The organism is Saccharothrix sp. AJ9571, assembly GCF_021725495.1.
In the GTDB taxonomy this organism is placed as follows: Bacteria; Actinomycetota; Actinomycetes; order Mycobacteriales; family Pseudonocardiaceae; genus Amycolatopsis; species Amycolatopsis magusensis.
Window position 1 is genome coordinate 7,724,561 of record NZ_CP091382.1, and the last position, 16,355, is coordinate 7,740,915.

At 72.7% G+C, this 16,355-nt stretch carries 15 protein-coding genes; 4 read left to right on the forward strand and 11 right to left on the reverse strand.

Going from position 1 to position 16,355, the window contains the following annotated elements; translation table 11 throughout:
* Positions 1 to 9 precede the first annotated feature (9 nt).
* From L3Q67_RS34735 to L3Q67_RS34775, 9 genes are read right to left on the reverse strand one after another with little or no spacing between them, the layout of a single operon-like run.
* On the reverse strand, positions 10 to 1,092 hold the full coding sequence (locus tag L3Q67_RS34735) for a Gfo/Idh/MocA family protein (protein ID WP_499185640.1): 1,083 nt from the start codon (positions 1,090 to 1,092) through the stop codon (positions 10 to 12).
* Positions 1,089 to 2,075: an aldo-keto reductase family protein gene (locus L3Q67_RS34740; protein ID WP_499185641.1), complete on the reverse strand. Its 987-nt coding sequence runs from the start codon at positions 2,073 to 2,075 to the stop codon at positions 1,089 to 1,091. The genes L3Q67_RS34735 and L3Q67_RS34740 overlap by 4 nt, the downstream gene beginning before the upstream one ends.
* Positions 2,072 to 2,869 (reverse strand): SDR family NAD(P)-dependent oxidoreductase, encoded by a 798-nt coding sequence (locus L3Q67_RS34745; protein WP_499185642.1) that lies wholly within the window; start codon positions 2,867 to 2,869, stop codon positions 2,072 to 2,074. The genes L3Q67_RS34740 and L3Q67_RS34745 overlap by 4 nt, the downstream gene beginning before the upstream one ends.
* Complete coding sequence (locus L3Q67_RS34750) at positions 2,866 to 3,555, reverse strand: RraA family protein (RefSeq protein WP_499185643.1); 690 nt, start codon at positions 3,553 to 3,555, stop codon at positions 2,866 to 2,868. The genes L3Q67_RS34745 and L3Q67_RS34750 overlap by 4 nt, the downstream gene beginning before the upstream one ends.
* 33 nt (positions 3,556 to 3,588) lie before the next feature.
* Entirely contained in the window at positions 3,589 to 5,031 is a 1,443-nt protein-coding gene (locus L3Q67_RS34755; protein ID WP_499185644.1) for an aldehyde dehydrogenase family protein, read from the reverse strand.
* A gap of 16 nt (positions 5,032 to 5,047) precedes the next feature.
* Positions 5,048 to 5,878, reverse strand: coding sequence for a phytanoyl-CoA dioxygenase family protein (locus tag L3Q67_RS34760; protein ID WP_499185645.1), 831 nt, complete (start codon positions 5,876 to 5,878; stop codon positions 5,048 to 5,050).
* Positions 5,879 to 5,904: 26 nt separating this feature from the next.
* Positions 5,905 to 6,786, reverse strand: a complete 882-nt coding sequence (locus L3Q67_RS34765) for a hypothetical protein (protein WP_499185646.1) — start codon at positions 6,784 to 6,786, stop codon at positions 5,905 to 5,907.
* On the reverse strand, positions 6,779 to 8,077 hold the full coding sequence (locus L3Q67_RS34770; RefSeq protein ID WP_499185647.1) for an ATP-grasp domain-containing protein: 1,299 nt from the start codon (positions 8,075 to 8,077) through the stop codon (positions 6,779 to 6,781). The genes L3Q67_RS34765 and L3Q67_RS34770 overlap by 8 nt, the downstream gene beginning before the upstream one ends.
* Positions 8,074 to 9,342 (reverse strand): DUF4147 domain-containing protein, encoded by a 1,269-nt coding sequence (locus L3Q67_RS34775; RefSeq protein ID WP_499185648.1) that lies wholly within the window; start codon positions 9,340 to 9,342, stop codon positions 8,074 to 8,076. The genes L3Q67_RS34770 and L3Q67_RS34775 overlap by 4 nt, the downstream gene beginning before the upstream one ends.
* Positions 9,343 to 9,581: 239 nt before the next feature.
* On the opposite strand from L3Q67_RS34775, the gene L3Q67_RS34780 reads away from it, so the two are divergent.
* From L3Q67_RS34780 to L3Q67_RS34795, 4 genes are all read left to right on the forward strand, one after another.
* Entirely contained in the window at positions 9,582 to 10,574 is a 993-nt protein-coding gene (locus L3Q67_RS34780) for an SGNH/GDSL hydrolase family protein (protein ID WP_499185649.1), read from the forward strand.
* A 110-nt stretch (positions 10,575 to 10,684) separates the two neighbouring features.
* Positions 10,685 to 12,751 carry an iron-containing redox enzyme family protein gene (locus L3Q67_RS34785; protein WP_499185650.1) on the forward strand — a complete coding sequence of 689 codons (2,067 nt, stop codon included), beginning with the start codon at positions 10,685 to 10,687 and terminating at the stop codon, positions 12,749 to 12,751.
* Positions 12,744 to 14,543 (forward strand): carbamoyltransferase family protein, encoded by a 1,800-nt coding sequence (locus L3Q67_RS34790; RefSeq protein WP_499185651.1) that lies wholly within the window; start codon positions 12,744 to 12,746, stop codon positions 14,541 to 14,543. The genes L3Q67_RS34785 and L3Q67_RS34790 overlap by 8 nt, the downstream gene beginning before the upstream one ends.
* Before the next feature lie 15 nt (positions 14,544 to 14,558).
* Positions 14,559 to 14,765, forward strand: a complete 207-nt coding sequence (locus L3Q67_RS34795) for a hypothetical protein (protein ID WP_499185652.1) — start codon at positions 14,559 to 14,561, stop codon at positions 14,763 to 14,765.
* Here L3Q67_RS34795 and L3Q67_RS34800 read toward each other — a convergent pair.
* Both L3Q67_RS34800 and L3Q67_RS34805 read right to left on the reverse strand, forming a co-directional pair.
* A complete protein-coding gene (locus tag L3Q67_RS34800) occupies positions 14,694 to 15,140 on the reverse strand; it encodes a DUF6640 family protein (protein ID WP_499185653.1) in 447 nt (148 codons plus the stop codon). The two genes, L3Q67_RS34795 and L3Q67_RS34800, sit on opposite strands and share 72 nt — an antisense overlap.
* Before the next feature lie 32 nt (positions 15,141 to 15,172).
* Positions 15,173 to 16,276: a flavin-dependent monooxygenase gene (locus tag L3Q67_RS34805; protein WP_499185654.1), complete on the reverse strand. Its 1,104-nt coding sequence runs from the start codon at positions 16,274 to 16,276 to the stop codon at positions 15,173 to 15,175.
* Positions 16,277 to 16,355: the final 79 nt, after the last annotated feature.

Sequence of the window (16,355 nt, forward strand, 5' to 3'; positions counted from 1 at the left end):
GGGTCCTGGTCACGCCACCGCGGTCGCGGCGCGTGAGAGCGGGTGCCCGCGCTCGGCGAGCGGCAGGGGCACCGTGGTGCCCGCCAGCGCCGAGGCGTAGACGGCGTGGACCATTTCCAGCGCGGCGGTGCCGTCCTCGCCGCTGCACGCCGGTTCGCGGCCCTCGTCGATGGCGTCGAGGAAGTCGGCAGCGGCCAGGCGGTGGTAGTCGCCGTACCGGGCGATCGGCTCGGTCGGGATCCGCGTCCACGCCGGTTCGCCGGGCAGTACCACCGGACCGTCGTGGTGCCACAGCGAATGGTCGGCGTAGGGCGCGCGGTGTACCAGGATTCCCTTGGTGCCATGCACTTCCAGCCGGTACGGGTGGCGCGCGCGGTCCTCGATGCCGCACGGCCACGACTCGATGGTGGCGAGCAGTCCGCTTCGAAGTCCGTAGGCGCCCCACATCCGGCGCCCGTCCACCAGCCCGACCTGCTCGTCACCGTCGCGCGGCCCGTCGCCACCGGAGAGGTGACCCGTGCAGGTCACCGCGGCGCCACCGAGTCGCCGGATCAGGTCGGCGAAGTGCACGCCCAGCACGGTGAAGTCCTGCCCGCCCGAGCGGTGGTCCCATTTGCAGAGTCCTTTGAGCTGGAGCACCTCGCCGATCAGCCCGTCGGCGATGAGGGCGCGCAGCCGGGCGAACCGGGGTTCGTGCACGGCCGGGAGCGCGACGCCGAACAGCAGCCCGCGTGCCTTCGCCGCGGCCACCATGGCATCGGCCTGCTCCAGCGTCTGCGCGATCGGCTTCTCGCAGTAGACGTGCGCGCCGGCGTCCAGCGCGGCCAGCACCATGTCGTGGTGGCAGTCGATCCACCGCGGCGCGACCACGACCAGGCCGGGACGCTCCCGCTCCAGCATGGCGCGGAAATCGGCGTAGCCCCGCCGCGCGCCGGTGCGGTCCAGTGCCTCCCGCAGACCCGCTTCCCGCTCGTCGGCGACGGCGACGATCTCCGCCCGCTCGTGCCCGGTGAAGGCGTGGTCGAGCTGGTGGCCGTAGTTCCCGCGCCCGCTGCGGCCGATCACCGCGACCCGCAGCTTCGCCCGGCTCACCAGGCACCCACCGGGATGTCGGTGATCTTGCCCAGTTCGGCGGTGACCTCGGCGGGCAGCGGACCGGTGCCCGCCCACCGCACGTTCTCCGCCAGCTCCGCGACCGATCGCGGGCCCACCACCACCGAGTGCACCCGGCGGTCGTCGAGCAGCCACCGCAGGCCCAGTTCCGGCATGGACAGCCCGGCTCCGCGGGCGATGTCCTGGCAGGCACCGATCCGCTCGATGACCCCCGGCGGCACCGACGAGCGGCGCTCGGCGGTCAACTGGTCCAGCAGCGCCGGATCGGTGCTGGTCAGCAGCCCCTGCCGGTAGGGCGCGCCGATGGCGATGCCGAGGTCGTGCTCGGCCGCGGTCCGGATCGCGCTCTGCCCGGCTTCCTGCCAGACGATGTTGTAGTAGTGCACGAAGAGCATGGCGTCGAACAGTCCACTCCGGATCAGCTGCTCGGCGCGTTCCGGCTTGCGCACCGAAAGCCCGACCCCGCCGACGAGACCGCGCGACCGCAACTGCGCCACCAGGTCGAGCACCGGACCGGAGAGCCCGCCGGGGGTGTCGTCCCACCACTGGTCCCAGTCGCTTTCGTGCAGCAGCAGCACGGGCAGCCGTTCCAGGCCCAGCACCCGCAGCGAATGCTCGAACTGGGCCAGCATGACCGCGGGCTCGCGGTAGCCGCGGTCGCCGAGCCGGGCCACGATGCTCTTCTCGAACCGCCCGATCTTGTCGATCACCACCTGCTCGCCGAGCCGGGTGCCGAGCGCTTCGGCGAGGATGGCCTCCGCCTCCCCGAGCCCGTACATCGGCGCGGTGTCGTACAGGGTGATCCCGGCGTCGGCCGCCGCGCGCACCAGCCGCAGCGCTTCGTCGTGCGGGACCAGCCGGTCGGCGGTGAGGTGGTAGGTGCCGAGCCCGAGCGGGCTGACCCGGACGGGCAGCCTGCCGAACGGCCTCGGTGCGGCGGTGAGCACGGGGTTTCCGGTCAACGGACGGCTCCCTTCAGCGCGGTCTGCGGTGCGGCGAGTGCGGATCCGCCGTCGAGCCGGATCACCTGGCCGGTCAGGTAGGACGACTCGTCCCCGGCCAGGAAGGCGGCGAGACCGGCCACGTCGCCGGGGCGCCCGACGCGGCCGAGCGGCACCAGCCCGGCGGACCGGGCCATCGAGCCGTGGTCGCGCCGCCCGCCCCGGCGTGCTCTGGCGGTGTCGATCTGGCTGGGCGCGATCACGTTCGCGGTGACGCCGCACGGCCCCAGTTCCAGCGCGAGCTGGACGGCCAGCCCGTGCAGGGCCGCCTTGCCCGCGGCGTAGGCGGCGCTGCGGCCGCGCGCCCCGCGGAAGGCCGCGCTGGAGGAGACGAACACGAACCGGCCCCAGCCTGCCGCGGTCATCGCCGGAGCCGCCGCGCGCGCCAGGTGGAACGCGCCGTCGAGGATGGTGCCGAGTTCGGCCCGCCACTGAGCGGTCTCCAGCGCGGACACGGCGACCGGGGCGAGTGAAGGCGCCGCGTTGTGCACGACGATGCCCGGGTGCCCGGTCGTGTCCGCCAGCTCCGCGAACAACGCGGACACCGCCTGCTCGTCGCCGACGTCGGCGATGGCGGGGCGGATGCCGGGATGGCGCGCGGCCAGTTCACCGAGCGCCTCGGCGTGCCAGAGCAGGCCGTTGGCCACCACGGTCGCGCCCCGGTCCGCGAGCCGCAGCGCGATCGCCGATCCGCAGCCGCCACCCGCCGCGCCGGTCACCAGTGCGACCCGGCCGTGAAGTGCGAGTCCGGTCATTCGAACACATACCCCCGCTCGCGCAGTTCCCCGGCGACGTCGAACGGCGGGTACTCCGTCCACGAACCCCGGAGCTGCCGCTCGGCGGTGAGCTTCGGTTCGACGATGCCGGCGACGGCCGCGGCGAGCGCGCGCGGCACGAACACCACGCCGTCGTCGTCGGCGATGACCAGGTCCCCGGGTTCCACCAGCACCCCGCCGACCACCACCGGCACGTTCACGCCGCCGTGGTCACCCGCCGCCGGATAGTGGTAGTTGCGGGCGGTGACCCCGCGGCAGAAGGTCGGGAAGCCGAGTGCGCGCAGCCCGGCGGCGTCGCGCACGCACCCGTCGACCACCGCTCCGGCGAGGTCCTTGGTCAGCATCCTGCTCGCGGTCCCGTCGCCGAAGCACGCGTAGTCACGCACCCCGCCCGCCGCGACCACCAGCACGTCACCGGGCTCGGCGAGGTCGATGGCCATCCGCCGCACGGTGAGGTCCGGTCCCAGCGAGGTCACCGCGGTGCCCACCGCCCGCATGCCGGGGCTCAGCGGGCCCAGCCCGACGTCGGCGGTGTTGTGCTTGCCCATGGCGTCGAGCACGATCGCGCTGTAGAAGCCTTGGAACCGCTTGACCACGTCGCGGTCCACGCGCGGGATCCGGGTCACCACCCGGCGCTGGTGCTGGTGCGCTTCAGCCGTGTCCATCAGCTCTCCTGCCTCCTCTTTCACAACCCGGTTTCACAGCCCGGCCGGGATGTGCACGCCCTTGGTGACCAGGAACTCCGCGACCCCGGCTGGGCCGCCCTCGGCGCCGAACCCGGACCGCCCGCGCCCGGACGAGGCCAGTGGCACGGAGTCGATCCGGTGGTAGGAATTGAGGTAGACGCTGCCGGCTTCCAGCCGGGGCCAGAGCCGTTCGCACCGGGCGAAGTCGGCCGTCCAGACCGCCGCCGCCAGCCCGTACCGGGTGGAGTTCGCCAGCCGGACCGCGTGCTCCTCGTCGTCGAACGGGGTGATCGCGGCGACCGGGCCGAACACCTCCTCCTGCCACAGCTCGTGGTCCACCGGCACCTCGGCGGCGAGCACCGGCCGCAGGTAGGCACCGGACCGCCCCGGCACCGCCACCTCCGGCTCGCCGGTGTGCACGACCGCACCCGCCGCCCGCGCCGAGGAGACCGCCGCGGTGATCCGGCCGGCCAGCTCGGGTGAGCGGATCGCGCCCATCCGCGGGTCGGCGTACGGGTCGCCGACCTCGACCCGGTCCAGTTCGGCGGCCAGCCGGGCGGTGAACTCCGCGTACCGCGCACGCTCGACCAGGATCCGGCTGCCCGCGGTGCACACCGCGCCCTGGTTGCGGACCACGCCGGCCACCGCGCCCTGGATCGCCGCGTCGAAATCGGCGTCGGCGAAGACGATGTTCGCGCTCTTGCCACCGAGTTCCAGCACGCACCGGGTCAGCTGCGCCGAGGCGCGGCGCATCAGCTCCCGCCCGGTCCGCTCGCCGCCGGTCACCGAGAGCACCCCGACCGCCGGGTGCGCGGCCAGCGCGCACGCCGACTCCGCGCCGCCCTGGAGCACGTTGCACACCTCGGGCGGCACTCCGGCGTCGAGCAGGGCCTCCGCCAGCGCCAGCGGGCTGACCGCGGCCAGTGGCGACGGCTTCAGCACGAACGAGCACCCGGCGGCGACGGCCGCGCCCACCTTCTGCGCGGCGATCTGCAGCGGCAGGTTCCAGCTGGTGACCAGCGCGGCGACCCCGGCGGGCTCCCGCAGCTCCAGTCCCCACACCCGGCTGGAGTGCGCGCGCACCACGCGGTCGGACTCGCCGGGCACCGAGGCCGCGAAGTTGTCCAGCACGCGTGCCGCCGAGTGCACTTCCTGTTCCGCGGCCCGCAGCGGTTTCCCGGTCTCCCTGGTGATCTGCGGGGCCAGCTCGGCCGCCCGCGCCCGCAGCTTGCCCGCCGCGCCGGAGAGCGCTTCGGCCCGCTGCCCGGCGGTGGCCCGGCGCCAGGCCGTGAAGCCTTCGGCGGCTGCGGCCATCGCCAGCTCGACATCCGCCTCGGTCGCTTCCGGGCAGTCGTACAGCGGTGCGTCGTCGGGGGCGTCGCGGACGGTTCTCACGCGGTCGCCGGTGTGCTTGCGCTGGGCGATCAGGTGGTAGGGCTCGGTGCTGTGTGCCATGCTCGCCGATTCCGTTTCAGCAGGTGTCGAAGGTCTGGACCACCACGCCCGCCCGCTCGGCGCGCGTGCGGAAGGACTCCGGGAAATCGCGCGGATAGCTCAGCGCCATCTCCTGGGTGTGCCGCTCGTGGCGCACCTGCTCCCCGCGCAGCACGTTGACCCGCTTGGTGGCCAGGTGGGTGATGAACCGGTTGTTCTCGAAGGCGTCGAGCCGCCCGGCGCTGTAGCCGAACCCGTACTTGTCCCTGGCCTTGGCGGCCGATCCGTCGGCGGGCACGGTGCTGCCGTGCAGCAGCCGCGCGTGCTTGATCAGCAGGTCGCCGGGCGCGGGTTCGGTGCGGACGATCCGCTCGGCGTACTCCGGCAGCGCCAGCGCGGTCTTCACCTGGGGCCTGGCCTGCCCGAAGCCGTCGAAGGAGGTCAGGTGCGAGCCGGGGACCACGTCGATGCCGCCGCCCGCCTCCTCGGTGTTCTCCTGCAGGTAGACCGACACCGAGACGTGGCAGTAGTCCGGATCCCACACCAGTTCGCGGCCGGGACCGGTGAACGCCTGGTCCACGTGCCAGCCGGTGAAGAAGTTCTTGCGCATGGCCAGGTTCGGGTAGACCACGTACGGCTCGCCCAGCAGCGCGCGCAGGAACTGCCCGCCCAGCTCGTCGAAGACCAGTGCCGCGATCTCCTCGGCGCCGAGCACGTCCAGCGGGGATGCCTCGCGCGAGTCGCCTTCGAACAGCGTCGCGCTCACCTCCCGCAGGGCGTCCACTTCGGACTCGCCGAGCCCTCGGGGCACGATCGCGTAGCCGTCGCGCCGGAAGTCTTCCAGCGCCGCCTTCACGGTTGCCTCCATCGGCAGCCTCCCCATTCCTCGGTCGTTCACGAATTCCGCTCGTGCTCGGCGAGCACGTGGCAGGCGAGCAGGACCTCGGTCCCGGTCAGCCCGGCCGACAGGTACGCGGTGCCCCGGCCGCGCGCGGGCCCGAGCGTGGACAGTTCGCCCGGCACGCCGTCGAACGCGCATCCACCGGGATAGGCCGCCACCTGCGCGGCCGAATCGGTGTACACCAGCCGATCGCGGTAGGCCGACGGCGGAAGTTCATGGCCGGCAGACGTTTTCGGCCCGATGGTGCTGACGTGGGCGAGCGGGTCGAGCCAGTCCGGCTCGACGACCGGGACCTGGCTGTTCGTCGCGAGCAGGACCACGTCGGCGCCCACCACCGCGGTCTTGGCGTCCGAGGTGGCCTGCGAGCGCCAGCCGAAGCTTTCGGCGACCTCGCGGGCGAATCCGTGCCCGCCACGCCGCGAGAACACCCGCACTTCCGCCGGTTCGACGAGCGCGCTCAGCGCCCACAGCTGAGCCCACGCCTGCCTGCCGCAGCCGAGCACGGCCAGCGGCCCGCAGCGTCCACTCCGGACCGCCGCCACCGCCAGCGCGCCCAGCGCACCGGTCCGGTATTCGCCGAGCAGCCGCCCGGCCACCACGCCGGCGAGCAGGCCGGTGGCCGCCGACCACACCACGGTCAGCTGTTCGACGTCGAAACCCGTTTCGTAACAGCGCAGGCCGTAACCGACGTCCGCCGCGCCACCCGCACTGGCCACCAGGGTGCCGCCGGGTCCGAGCGGGACGCGCGCCCTCGGTGGTGCCGACAGCTCGCCCCGCGCGTGCCGGGCGAGCGCGTCGCGGAGCACGGCGACGGTGGCGGCGGGCGTCAGCAGGCGGGCGACGTCGCTGTCGTCCAGTACGGTCAGCTCAGCCATGACCACCCGCCCTGGACAGCAGGTCGAGGTCGCCCCAGGGCACCAGGCCGAGCGGCTCGGCGGCGATCCGGCCGAGCAGTGCGGGCACCGAGCGCAGGAAGAACCGGTGGTCGGTGACCAGCGACCGGGACACCGAATCCACCGTGCACCGCCGGCGCAGGTAGCTGTCGGCGAACGAGCGGGCGATCAGCCGGGGCGACGGTGCCGGGTTGTCCGGCCGGGCGCCGATCCGCGACGGCGGGCCGAGTGCGCGGTAGAGGGCCATCAGGTCTTCGGGCACCGAAACCCCGACCAGCCCGGCGGGCGGCGCGAACTCCGGCGCCCCGGTGGGCGGCTCGAAGGCACCCAGCAGGATCCGGCCGGGGTCGGCCCCCGCACGCCGCCACAGCTCCAGCACGATCTTGCTGTTCTGCCCCGGCCTGGCGTTGATCTCCACCAGTACGCAGCGCCCCGTCCGGTCGTCGCGCTTGAGCTGGATGCCCGCCATGCCCCGGAAACCGATGCCGGCGAGCAGTTCGCGCAGGCCCTCCACGCCCGGCGGCGGCCCGGTGGTCACCACGCAGCACGAGCGGCTGGCGCTGGCGTAGCGGATCTTGCGGAGCCAGGTCTCGGCCAGCACCCGGCCGTCGCGGCCGAGCACCAGCACCCCGGAGGGCTCGACCGCGCCGGCGACGTACTCGCTGATCGCCACCCGCCTGCCCTTCCCGAGCCAGTCGGCGACGGTGCCGCGCAGTGCCCGCGGGTCCCCGGCGTAGCGAACTCCGCTCGACCCGGCCGAGACGTCCGAGCGCACGATCACCGGATAGCCCAGCGACTCGGCTACGTCCAGCGCCTCACCGGTTTCCCGGACGGTCCGCATGGCGGGCACCCCGACGCCGTGCTCCAGTGCGTGCCGGTGCAGCGCGAACTTGTCGTGGATGGACCGGACGGCTCCCTCCGGCGGCACGCAGAGCGTCAGGCCGCGGTCCTCGAACGCCTTGTGGTGCGCGGACAACGGGAGGACCAGCGTTTCGCGGACGGCCACCACGTGGGTGGCCGACATCGCGGCGGCGGCGTCCAGCAGCTCACCGATCACGCGCGGTTCCTCGTCCGAGCGCGCGGCGGGGGACCACGGCGGGAACCAGCCGCTCACGGTCACCGCGCCGTCCGCCATCGTGGACGCGGCGCATTCGTTCGCCACCCCGGCCGACTCCGCGACGAAGACGGCCTCGGCGTGCGGGCGCAGCGCCTTCAGCACCGCGTAGGACCCGACACCACCGCCGAGCAGCAGGATCCGGCGGGCGCCCGTCACCGCGCCACCGCCGGGTCCGGATCGACACAGCCGACGTAGAGGTCGCAGACGTTGGTGCGCCCGGGCGCGTGGCGGATGATCTGGCCGAGCGCAGCGTGGGCGGGATAGGTGTCGTTCGCGGCCAGCGCGGCTTCGACGGCGATGCCCGCCGCGGTGGCGCGGGCCACCGAACCGCCGTCGACCCAGGCCCCCGACGAGTGCGGGAGGAAGTCCACGCCGTCGCTGGCGACCGCGGCGAACCCGGTCCCGGGCAGCCCGTCCAGCGCGAGCCCGACCCGCCACGCGAGTTCCTGGCAACGACCGCCTTCGCCGTCGCCGCGCAGCTCGACGGTCACCTCTCCCCCGCCGACCACCAGCGTCGGCCTTCTCCGGCGGGTGGTCAGCAGCTGGACGAACCGCTCGGCCACCTCGGTGACCGGGCCCTGCACGCGCCCGCCGAGCGAGACCACGTCGAAGCCCTCGTCCGCGGCGGACCGGACCATCGCCTCGACGGCCGTGTCCCCACCGGTCACGTGGAAGTTCGCCACGCGCGCGCCCTGGCCGCGGGCCTCGGGCACGTTCGCGAGCGCGGCCAGTACCAGGCGGCGGAGACCGGGGTCGCGCAGGTACTTCCCGGCCACCTCGGCGGCTCGGCCGAGACCCGTCGGCCCCGGGAAGGTCAGGCCGGAGGCGACCCCGGCGTCGCCGATCTGCACGTTGTCGGACACGACCAGGCCGACGGCGCGGGCCGGGCCGAAGTGGTCCAGCAGGCCGCCCGCGTGCAGCCGGGACAGCGCCCGGCGCAGGTCGTTCGCCTCGGTCACGTCGATGCCGGAGCCGAGCAACCCGGCGCTGACGGCGTGGAGGTCGTCGTGGTCGAGCGGCGGCACCGGATCGGCGAGCATCGCGGTGGCCCCGCCGGAGACCCCGACCAGCACCAGGTCACCGGCGCCCAGCTCGCGGTCGCCGAGGAACGCGCGCAGTCCCGCCGCCGCGCGGGCGCTTCGGCGTCCGGGAAAGGGGTGGTCGCCGACAGCGGTGAAATCCGCTTCCGGAAGTGGATAACCGGGCGCGCCGACCGCCATGGTTTCGCACACCCGGCCGCCGAGTGTCCCGGTTATCCCGTCCAGCAAAGCGGCACCGGCTTTTCCGACACACAGGACGAAAACGCGTTCCGCGGATTCGAGCAGTTCTCCCCGCACGTGGTCACGCACGGTTTCCCGCACCCGTTCCCCGGCGTCGACCGCTCGCAGCCCGGCCATCGCGATGCGCTGGGCGCACACCACGGGATCAACGGAATTTCTCTTACCTATCAGGAAAGTCGTCGCGCCGAGCATGTCACCCCCCACGGTGGCCGCAGCCGGATCCGGTACCCGTCGAAGCATGCCGCAACGGCTTCGCGACGATCAACACCGGACGGCTAATCGATCCGATTAGCCGCGCTAATCGGTCACCGAACTTGCCCACTCCGGCGAAGCGGCGCTACGGTGTCGAAAGCGAACGAAAAGCACTGGGGGTTCGATCCGTGAAATCCCATCGCGACATCCTCACACCGCAGATGCCGGAATACTCGGAACGGTTGTACGTGCGCGGAACCGTGCGCTGGCTGCCGTACCTGATGTATTTCCAGCCCGCCGGGCACGATTCGCCGGTGGTGCGCACGGACCGGCTGGGATTCCGCCTTTCGCACGGCTCCGGCGCGCACGCCTCCCCGGGCGGCCACGTGCCGGACGGGCCGGTCAACGTGCTGGCGGGCAACTCCGCGGTGTTCGGCACCGGCGCCACCCGGGACGAGGCCACGCTGCCCTCCCGGCTGTGGACGAAGTACGCGCCCTCGCGGCCCTGGCTCAACTTCGGCGGCCGCAGCTACAACGCCACCCAGGAACTGCTGCTGTTCACCCTGCACCGGCACCTGGTGCCCGAGGTCGCCGAGATCGTGGTGTTCTCCGGGTTCAACACGCTGGCACTGGCCCGCCTGCCCGCTTCCCAGCAGGGTGAGAACGGGGCCTTCTTCCGCTGCACCGAGTTCTTCGACAAGACCGCCGAACTGGGCGGGCCGCCCACCCGCGCCGAGCGGCGGGCGGCCCGCGAGGTGGCCGAGCGCGTGCCCGGCCCGGCCGAGCAGATCGCGAACGCCGCCGAACTCACTCTCCGGCAGTTGGCCACCTGGCGGCTGCTCGCCGGCGACGCCCGGCTCACCTTCGTGCTGCAACCCCTCGCGCCGTGGGTGCGGGAGCGCCCGGCCCCCCAGGAACAGCTCCTGTTCGACGAGCTGGACGAGCGATCGGACTTCACCGGCACCTATGCCGGGATCGCCGCTCCCGAGGCGGGCCGCCGGTACGCCGACGCACTGCGCGCCGGCTGTGCGTCGCTCGGCGTGCGGTTCCTCGACTTCAACCCGGTGCTCGCCGCCGCGCTCGAACCGGACGACTGGGTGTTCGTCGACCGGATCCACTTCACCGACGAAGGCCACGACCTCGTCGCCGGACTGCTCGCCACCGAGCTGTCGCTCACCTGAAAGGGGCGCCACCGTGACCGTGTTGCGCAGAATCGTCGCGAAGCTGTTCCGGCGCAAGCGGAAGAAGACCGATGACGCTTCGGTCTACCCGCTGTTCTAGGGAGGGGCGCATGGAACCCACCGCGCGTGCGGTGTACCAGGTGGCCGCCGATCCCGAATGCGCGCTGCCCGGTGGCGCGCTCATCACCGAGATCAGGGCGGAACTGCACCGGTTTCCGGGCTCGCACCACGACCTCCCCGAACGCGAGCACGCGGCGAGGTGCTGGTCGGCTGAGCGAGCCGAGCGGTACCGCGACTTCGCCGGGGACTCCGAGGCGGTGAAACGCGCGGTACTGGGCTGCGCGCCGCTGGCTTCGCTGACCGGTGCGTGGCTGCAGTGGCTCACCAGCCCCGGCAACGCCGAAGACGCGGTGGCGTTGCGCCTGCTCGCGCTCTACGCCGCCGACGTGGGTGTCGGCCGTCCGCACGCCTCGCGGGGCAGCGCCTTCCGCGCGTTGCTGCGCCACCTCGGCCTGTTCGAGCACGCCGTTCCCGCGGCCCGCCTCGCGCTGGACCACCGGATCGGCGACGCGGCGTTCGTGGTGCCCGCGGTACTGCTGGCGATGAGCCGCCGTCCCGGCGACTTCCTGGCGGAGATAACCGGCGCCGATCTGTGCCTGCGCGCGGTCGGCCTGCTGCCCGCGCTCACCTTCGTCCGTGACACGGCTCCGGCCGCGGCGGACTGGACGGCGCTCGATCCCGGCGCGGCACGGCAGGACGGCGCCGACCCGGCCGGGCAGTGCAGGCTGGCTGCCACGCGGTTCGACGGGGAACGGGTCGCGCTCGGTTTCGACTGGGCGCTGGGCGCGCTCACCGCTGCCGACGAAGACCTGCACGCCGAGCTGGACGCGGCCAGGGCACCGGCGTACGAAATGGCCGCGTTGCTCCGGCGCCGGGCCAGGGAGGGGGCGGTCTACCACCGCGACTTCACCCTGGCCGGGCGCCCGCTGGCCGAGTGGCTGGCGCAGGCCCGGTCCGCTCCGGAGCCGCTGCTGGCCGCACTGGCGGGAAGCAGGCTGGTACGGCCCGGCCGCGCCGAGGCCAGCCCACTGGTCACCAGCCTGATCTCGGACCGGGGACCGATGTTCCGCGTGTTCGCCGAGCAGGACGTGGCGGTGATCCGGCGGTGGATCGACTCCCTCCCGGCCGCGTCGGCGGAGGTGCCGGCACCGACGGCACCGACGTCACTTTCCCAGCGCAGCACCACACCGCGGTTGCCGTCCTTCACCTCCGCCGGCGAGGACGGCCGGGAACCGGCGGACCTGCGCGCGGCCTACCACGCCTTGCAGCACCGCACCGGCACTCCGGCCCTGCGCCGCTACAGCACGCGATACGTGCGGCGCTGGCTCGCGCGGGCCGGGACCGACCTCGAATCGGTCGAGATGCCGCTGCCCGGCGAGTGGCCTGCCGAGGGGCTGCGGCCGTGGCTCAGCGACCAGCACGAACGGCACGCCCGCGAGTTCGAGCTGACCGCGGACGCCCCGCTCCCGTCGCGGGAGGCACTGGTCGACTCGACCGTGCAACTGGCCCCGCTGACCCTGATCGACGGCGCCTGGCTGCAGGGCTTCACCGACTACGAACTGGCGGCCACCGACATCGGGCACGCGTTGTTCGACACCTACTGGGACGAACTCGGCAACGGCAGACCGGACCTCAACCACCCGCGCATCTACCGCGAGGTGCTGGCCGAGATGGACGTGCGGCCACCACCGACCGGTTCGCCGGAGTTCGCCGGGTGGCCCGGCTTCCGCGAGGAGTCGTTCGCGCTGCCGGTGTTCTGGCTGTGCATCGGGCGCTTCCCCCGCACCTTCCTGCCCGAGGTGCTCGGGCTGAACCTGGCGATGGAGTTGTCCGGCGTCGGCGGCAGCTACCGCCGGGCCCGGATCGCCTTGCGCCACCACGGGTTCAGCACCCGGTTCGTCGACATCCACAACACCATCGACAACGTGGCCACCGGGCATTCGGCCTGGGCCGCCGACGCGGTCGACACCTACCTGTCCGCACTGCCGCCCTCGGCCGAAGCCGGTGCGCGGACGGCGGCGTGGACCAGGGTGCGCACGGGGTACCGGGCGCTCACCGCGTCGACCGGCTGGCTGGCCAGGGCACGCGGACGGGTCAAGGAGATGATCGATGGCTGAGCGGCCGGTACTCGGGATTTCCGCGTTCTTCCACGACAGCGCGGCGGCACTGGTCGCCGGTGGCGAGATCGTGGCGGCGGCGCAGGAGGAGCGCTTCACCCGGCGCAAGCACGACCCGTCGTTCCCGCACCACGCCGTCGAGTACTGCCTGCGCGAAGCCGGGATCTCCGTCGGAGACCTGGGGGCGGTGGCGTTCTACGAGGACTCGGCGCTGAAGTTCCGCCGGATCGCGGCGACCTACGCCGGGCTCGCACCCCTCGGCTTCTCGTCGTTCCGCGAAAGCCTTCCGCCGTGGCTGGCGTGGAAGCTGCGGATGAAGCGGACCGTGCGGCGCGAACTCGGCCTCGCACCCGGACAACGGGTGGTCACCTTGCGCCACCACGAGTCGCACGCGGCTTCGGCCTTCTACCCCAGCCCGTTCGAGTCGGCGGCCGTGTTGTGCCTCGACGGGGTCGGCGAATGGGCGACCACTTCGTTCTGGCACGGCACACCCGAGGGCCTCCGGCCCCTCGCCGAACTGCGCTTCCCCCATTCACTCGGCCTGCTGTACTCGGCGTTCACCTACTTCTGCGGGTTCAAGGTGGACTCGGGCGAGTACAAGCTGATGGGTCTCGCGCCGTACGGGAAGCCGCGGTACGCGGAGCTGATCCGCCGGGAACTGCTCGACCTGAAGCCGGACGGATCGTTCCGGCTGAACCTGCGGTACTTCGAATTCCTGCACGGCCGGGTGATGACCGGTGCCGCCTTCGAACGCCTCTTCGGCGGGCCACGACGTACTCCGGAAGGCTCGCTGACCGAGCGGGAGTTCGACCTCGCGGCGTCCGTGCAGGAGGTCACCGAAGAGGTGGTGCTGCGGCTGGCTCGCACCGCCCGTGCGCTGACCGGCGAGTCGCGGCTGTGCCTGGCGGGCGGGGTGGCGCTCAACTGCGTCGCCAACGGGAAACTGGCGCGGGCGCAGATCTTCGACCACCTGTGGGTGCAACCGGCCGCCGGGGACGCCGGCGGCGCGCTCGGCGCGGCACTGGCCACCGCAGGCGCCCGCCCCGCCACCATGCGCGGCGCCCGGCTCGGACCCTCCTATTCGGACGCCGAGATCAGCGCTTTCCTCGACCACCACGGCCTTCCGCACCAGCGCCTCGATGAACGGGCGTTGCTGGACCGCGTCGCCGGCGCGCTGGAGGACGGCAAGGTCGTCGGCTGGTTCCAAGGCCGGCTGGAATTCGGGCCTCGAGCACTGGGAGCCCGCTCCATCCTCGGCGACGCGCGGAACGAGCACATGCAGTCGACGATGAACCTGAAGATCAAGTTCCGGGAGTCGTTCCGCCCGTTCGCGCCCGCCGTGCTCGCCGAGGACGCGAAGGACTGGTTCGAACTGGACCAGGAGAGCCCGTACATGCTGCTGGTCGCGGACGTCTCGCCGGGGCAGCGCGTGCCACCCGCGGAACCGGAGACCGCGACCGGGCTGGCACTGCTGCACCAGCGCCGCTCCACCATCCCGGCGGTGACGCACGTGGACTCGTCGGCGCGGATCCAGACGGTGGGCGCCGAAGCCGAGCCGCGCTACCGGCGCCTGCTCGAGGTGTTCAAGGAGCGGACCGGCTGCCCGGTGCTGGTGAACACCTCGTTCAACGTCCGCGGGGAACCCATCGTCAACACCCCGGCCGAGGCGTACACGTGCTTCATGCGCACCGACATCGACCTGCTCGCCCTCGGCGGTTTCCTGCTGGACAAGGCGGAGCAGCCCGCCTTCACCGAAGAAACCGACTGGCGGGACCACATCCCCCTCGACTGAGCACCGGGAGCAGCCGTGCGCACCGTCCTCCTCGCGGTCTTCTACTACCTCGTCCTCACCCCGGCGAGCCTGCTGATCCGCCTGTTCCGCGACCCCCTGCGGCGCCGCGCCGACCCGGGTCGCACCACCTACCTGATCAGCAGCGGCGGCTCACAGCCGATGGTCGGGATCCGCGGGGACGCGCAGTGTCGCCACCGTCGCGCCGCCCAGGGCGAGGAGTAGGACAACGGCGAGGAAGACCTGCCCGTGCAGGCCGAGCACGAACAGGGTCTGACCGGCGAATTCCGGGTCGTGGGTGGCGGTGCCGGGGAACAGCCTCGCGCCGACCATGCCGAGCCAGGGAGTGGCCAGGATGGCGGCGGCGCACAGCAGCCGGCCTCGCGGGTTCCGGGCTCGCCGCGCGACCAGGAGCAGACTGAGGGTGCCGAGGAGCACCGTCATCACGATGTACTGGGCGTCGTGGAACTTGGCGTGGGGAGGCCACGCGGGGTTGAAGGCGTGCTGCGCGGCCAGGTCGGGGATGACCAGGTCGGCGAGTACGGCACCGACCGTGGTGATCACTCCGACGAGGGCGATCACGATTCGGGGGAAGAGCATCCGACCGGCCTTTCGAAGTGTGCTGGGCGGTTTCAGAGCGTCCAGGTGTAGGCGGACGTGACCGAACTGGCGAAAAGCGAGTTCGGCAGGCGGGGAAGCGCCACGTCCCGCAGAGCGGTCAGGGGCGGGGACGTCCAGTGCGCGGGAGCACCCGCCTGGCGGGAGCGGCGGGCGATCAGCTGGGTGCGCGGCCGGCGAACGCGGTCGTATTCCTCCAGTCCCGCGCGCACGCCGAGGGTGTCCACCGCCGCGGCGAGCGTGACCGCGTCCTCCAGTGCCTGGCAGGCGCCCTGCCCCAGGTTGGGGGTCATCGCGTGCGCGGCGTCCCCGAGCAGCGCGACGTTCCCGGAGACGTAGGTGTCCAGTTCGGACAGTTCGTAGGTGTCGTGCTGCGACACCGCGTCCTCGCGCGCACTGGTCAACAAGGCCGGGATGGGCTCGTGCCAGCGCGCGAACCGCTCTCGCAGCCGGTCCAGGCCCGTGCGGGAGCCGGCCGGGGCATTGGCCATCAGGTAGCAGTAGATGCGGCCGTCGGGCATCGGCACGTGCCCGAACCGTTCGCCCCTCCCCCAGGTCTCCGCGCTCACCGCGATGGGGTGAGGTGTCGTGATGAGGCGCCAGGTGGTGTAGCCGACGTAGTGCGCGCCCGGCACGTGTGGCCAGACCGACCGGCGCGTCACGCTGTGCACGCCGTCCGCGCCCACCACGAGATCCGCCGTCGAGGTCCCGCCGCTGTGCACGACCGTGCCGTCAGGGCGGACCGAGTGCACCTCGGTGCCCGGCCGCAGAGCCGGTGCGGCCACGGCCGCGCGCAGCAGGTCGATCAGGGCGGCCCGGTGCACGGTCACCCACTGGCCGAAGCGGCGTTTCAGGTCGTCGACGTCGTTGCGGATCAGCCACCTCCCGTCCGTGCGGCGGACGCCGGCGAGCGGATCGGCCAGGCCGCCGGAGCGCAGGGAATCGCCCAGGCCCAGTGCGTCCAGCGCGCGAAGGCCGTTGGGCTGGATCGACACCCCCGCACCGATTTCGGTGAACTCGGGAGCGCGTTCGAGGACCTCCACCTGCCAGCCGCGCTGCCCGAAGGCGACGGCCGCCGCCAGCCCGCCGATACCGCCTCCCACGATGACCACCTTCATCTCCGGTCTCCCTGCCACTCGGACTTCACGAGCACTCCTTAATGCTTCTAAGTTATCTTAGAGGCATTAAGGAACCATA

Bases quoted from the DNA above. Each gene is read 5' to 3' on its own strand.
- L3Q67_RS34745 (WP_499185642.1), bottom strand. From the start codon at position 2,869: ATGACCGGACTCGCACTTCACGGCCGGGTCGCACTGGTGACCGGCGCG.
- L3Q67_RS34750 (WP_499185643.1), bottom strand. From the start codon at position 3,555: ATGGACACGGCTGAAGCGCACCAGCACCAGCGCCGGGTGGTGACCCGG.
- L3Q67_RS34755 (WP_499185644.1), bottom strand. From the start codon at position 5,031: ATGGCACACAGCACCGAGCCCTACCACCTGATCGCCCAGCGCAAGCAC.
- L3Q67_RS34760 (WP_499185645.1), bottom strand. From the start codon at position 5,878: ATGGAGGCAACCGTGAAGGCGGCGCTGGAAGACTTCCGGCGCGACGGC.
- L3Q67_RS34765 (WP_499185646.1), bottom strand. From the start codon at position 6,786: ATGGCTGAGCTGACCGTACTGGACGACAGCGACGTCGCCCGCCTGCTG.
- L3Q67_RS34785 (WP_499185650.1), top strand. From the start codon at position 10,685: ATGGAACCCACCGCGCGTGCGGTGTACCAGGTGGCCGCCGATCCCGAA.
- L3Q67_RS34790 (WP_499185651.1), top strand. From the start codon at position 12,744: ATGGCTGAGCGGCCGGTACTCGGGATTTCCGCGTTCTTCCACGACAGC.
- L3Q67_RS34800 (WP_499185653.1), bottom strand. From the start codon at position 15,140: ATGCTCTTCCCCCGAATCGTGATCGCCCTCGTCGGAGTGATCACCACG.
- L3Q67_RS34805 (WP_499185654.1), bottom strand. From the start codon at position 16,276: ATGAAGGTGGTCATCGTGGGAGGCGGTATCGGCGGGCTGGCGGCGGCC.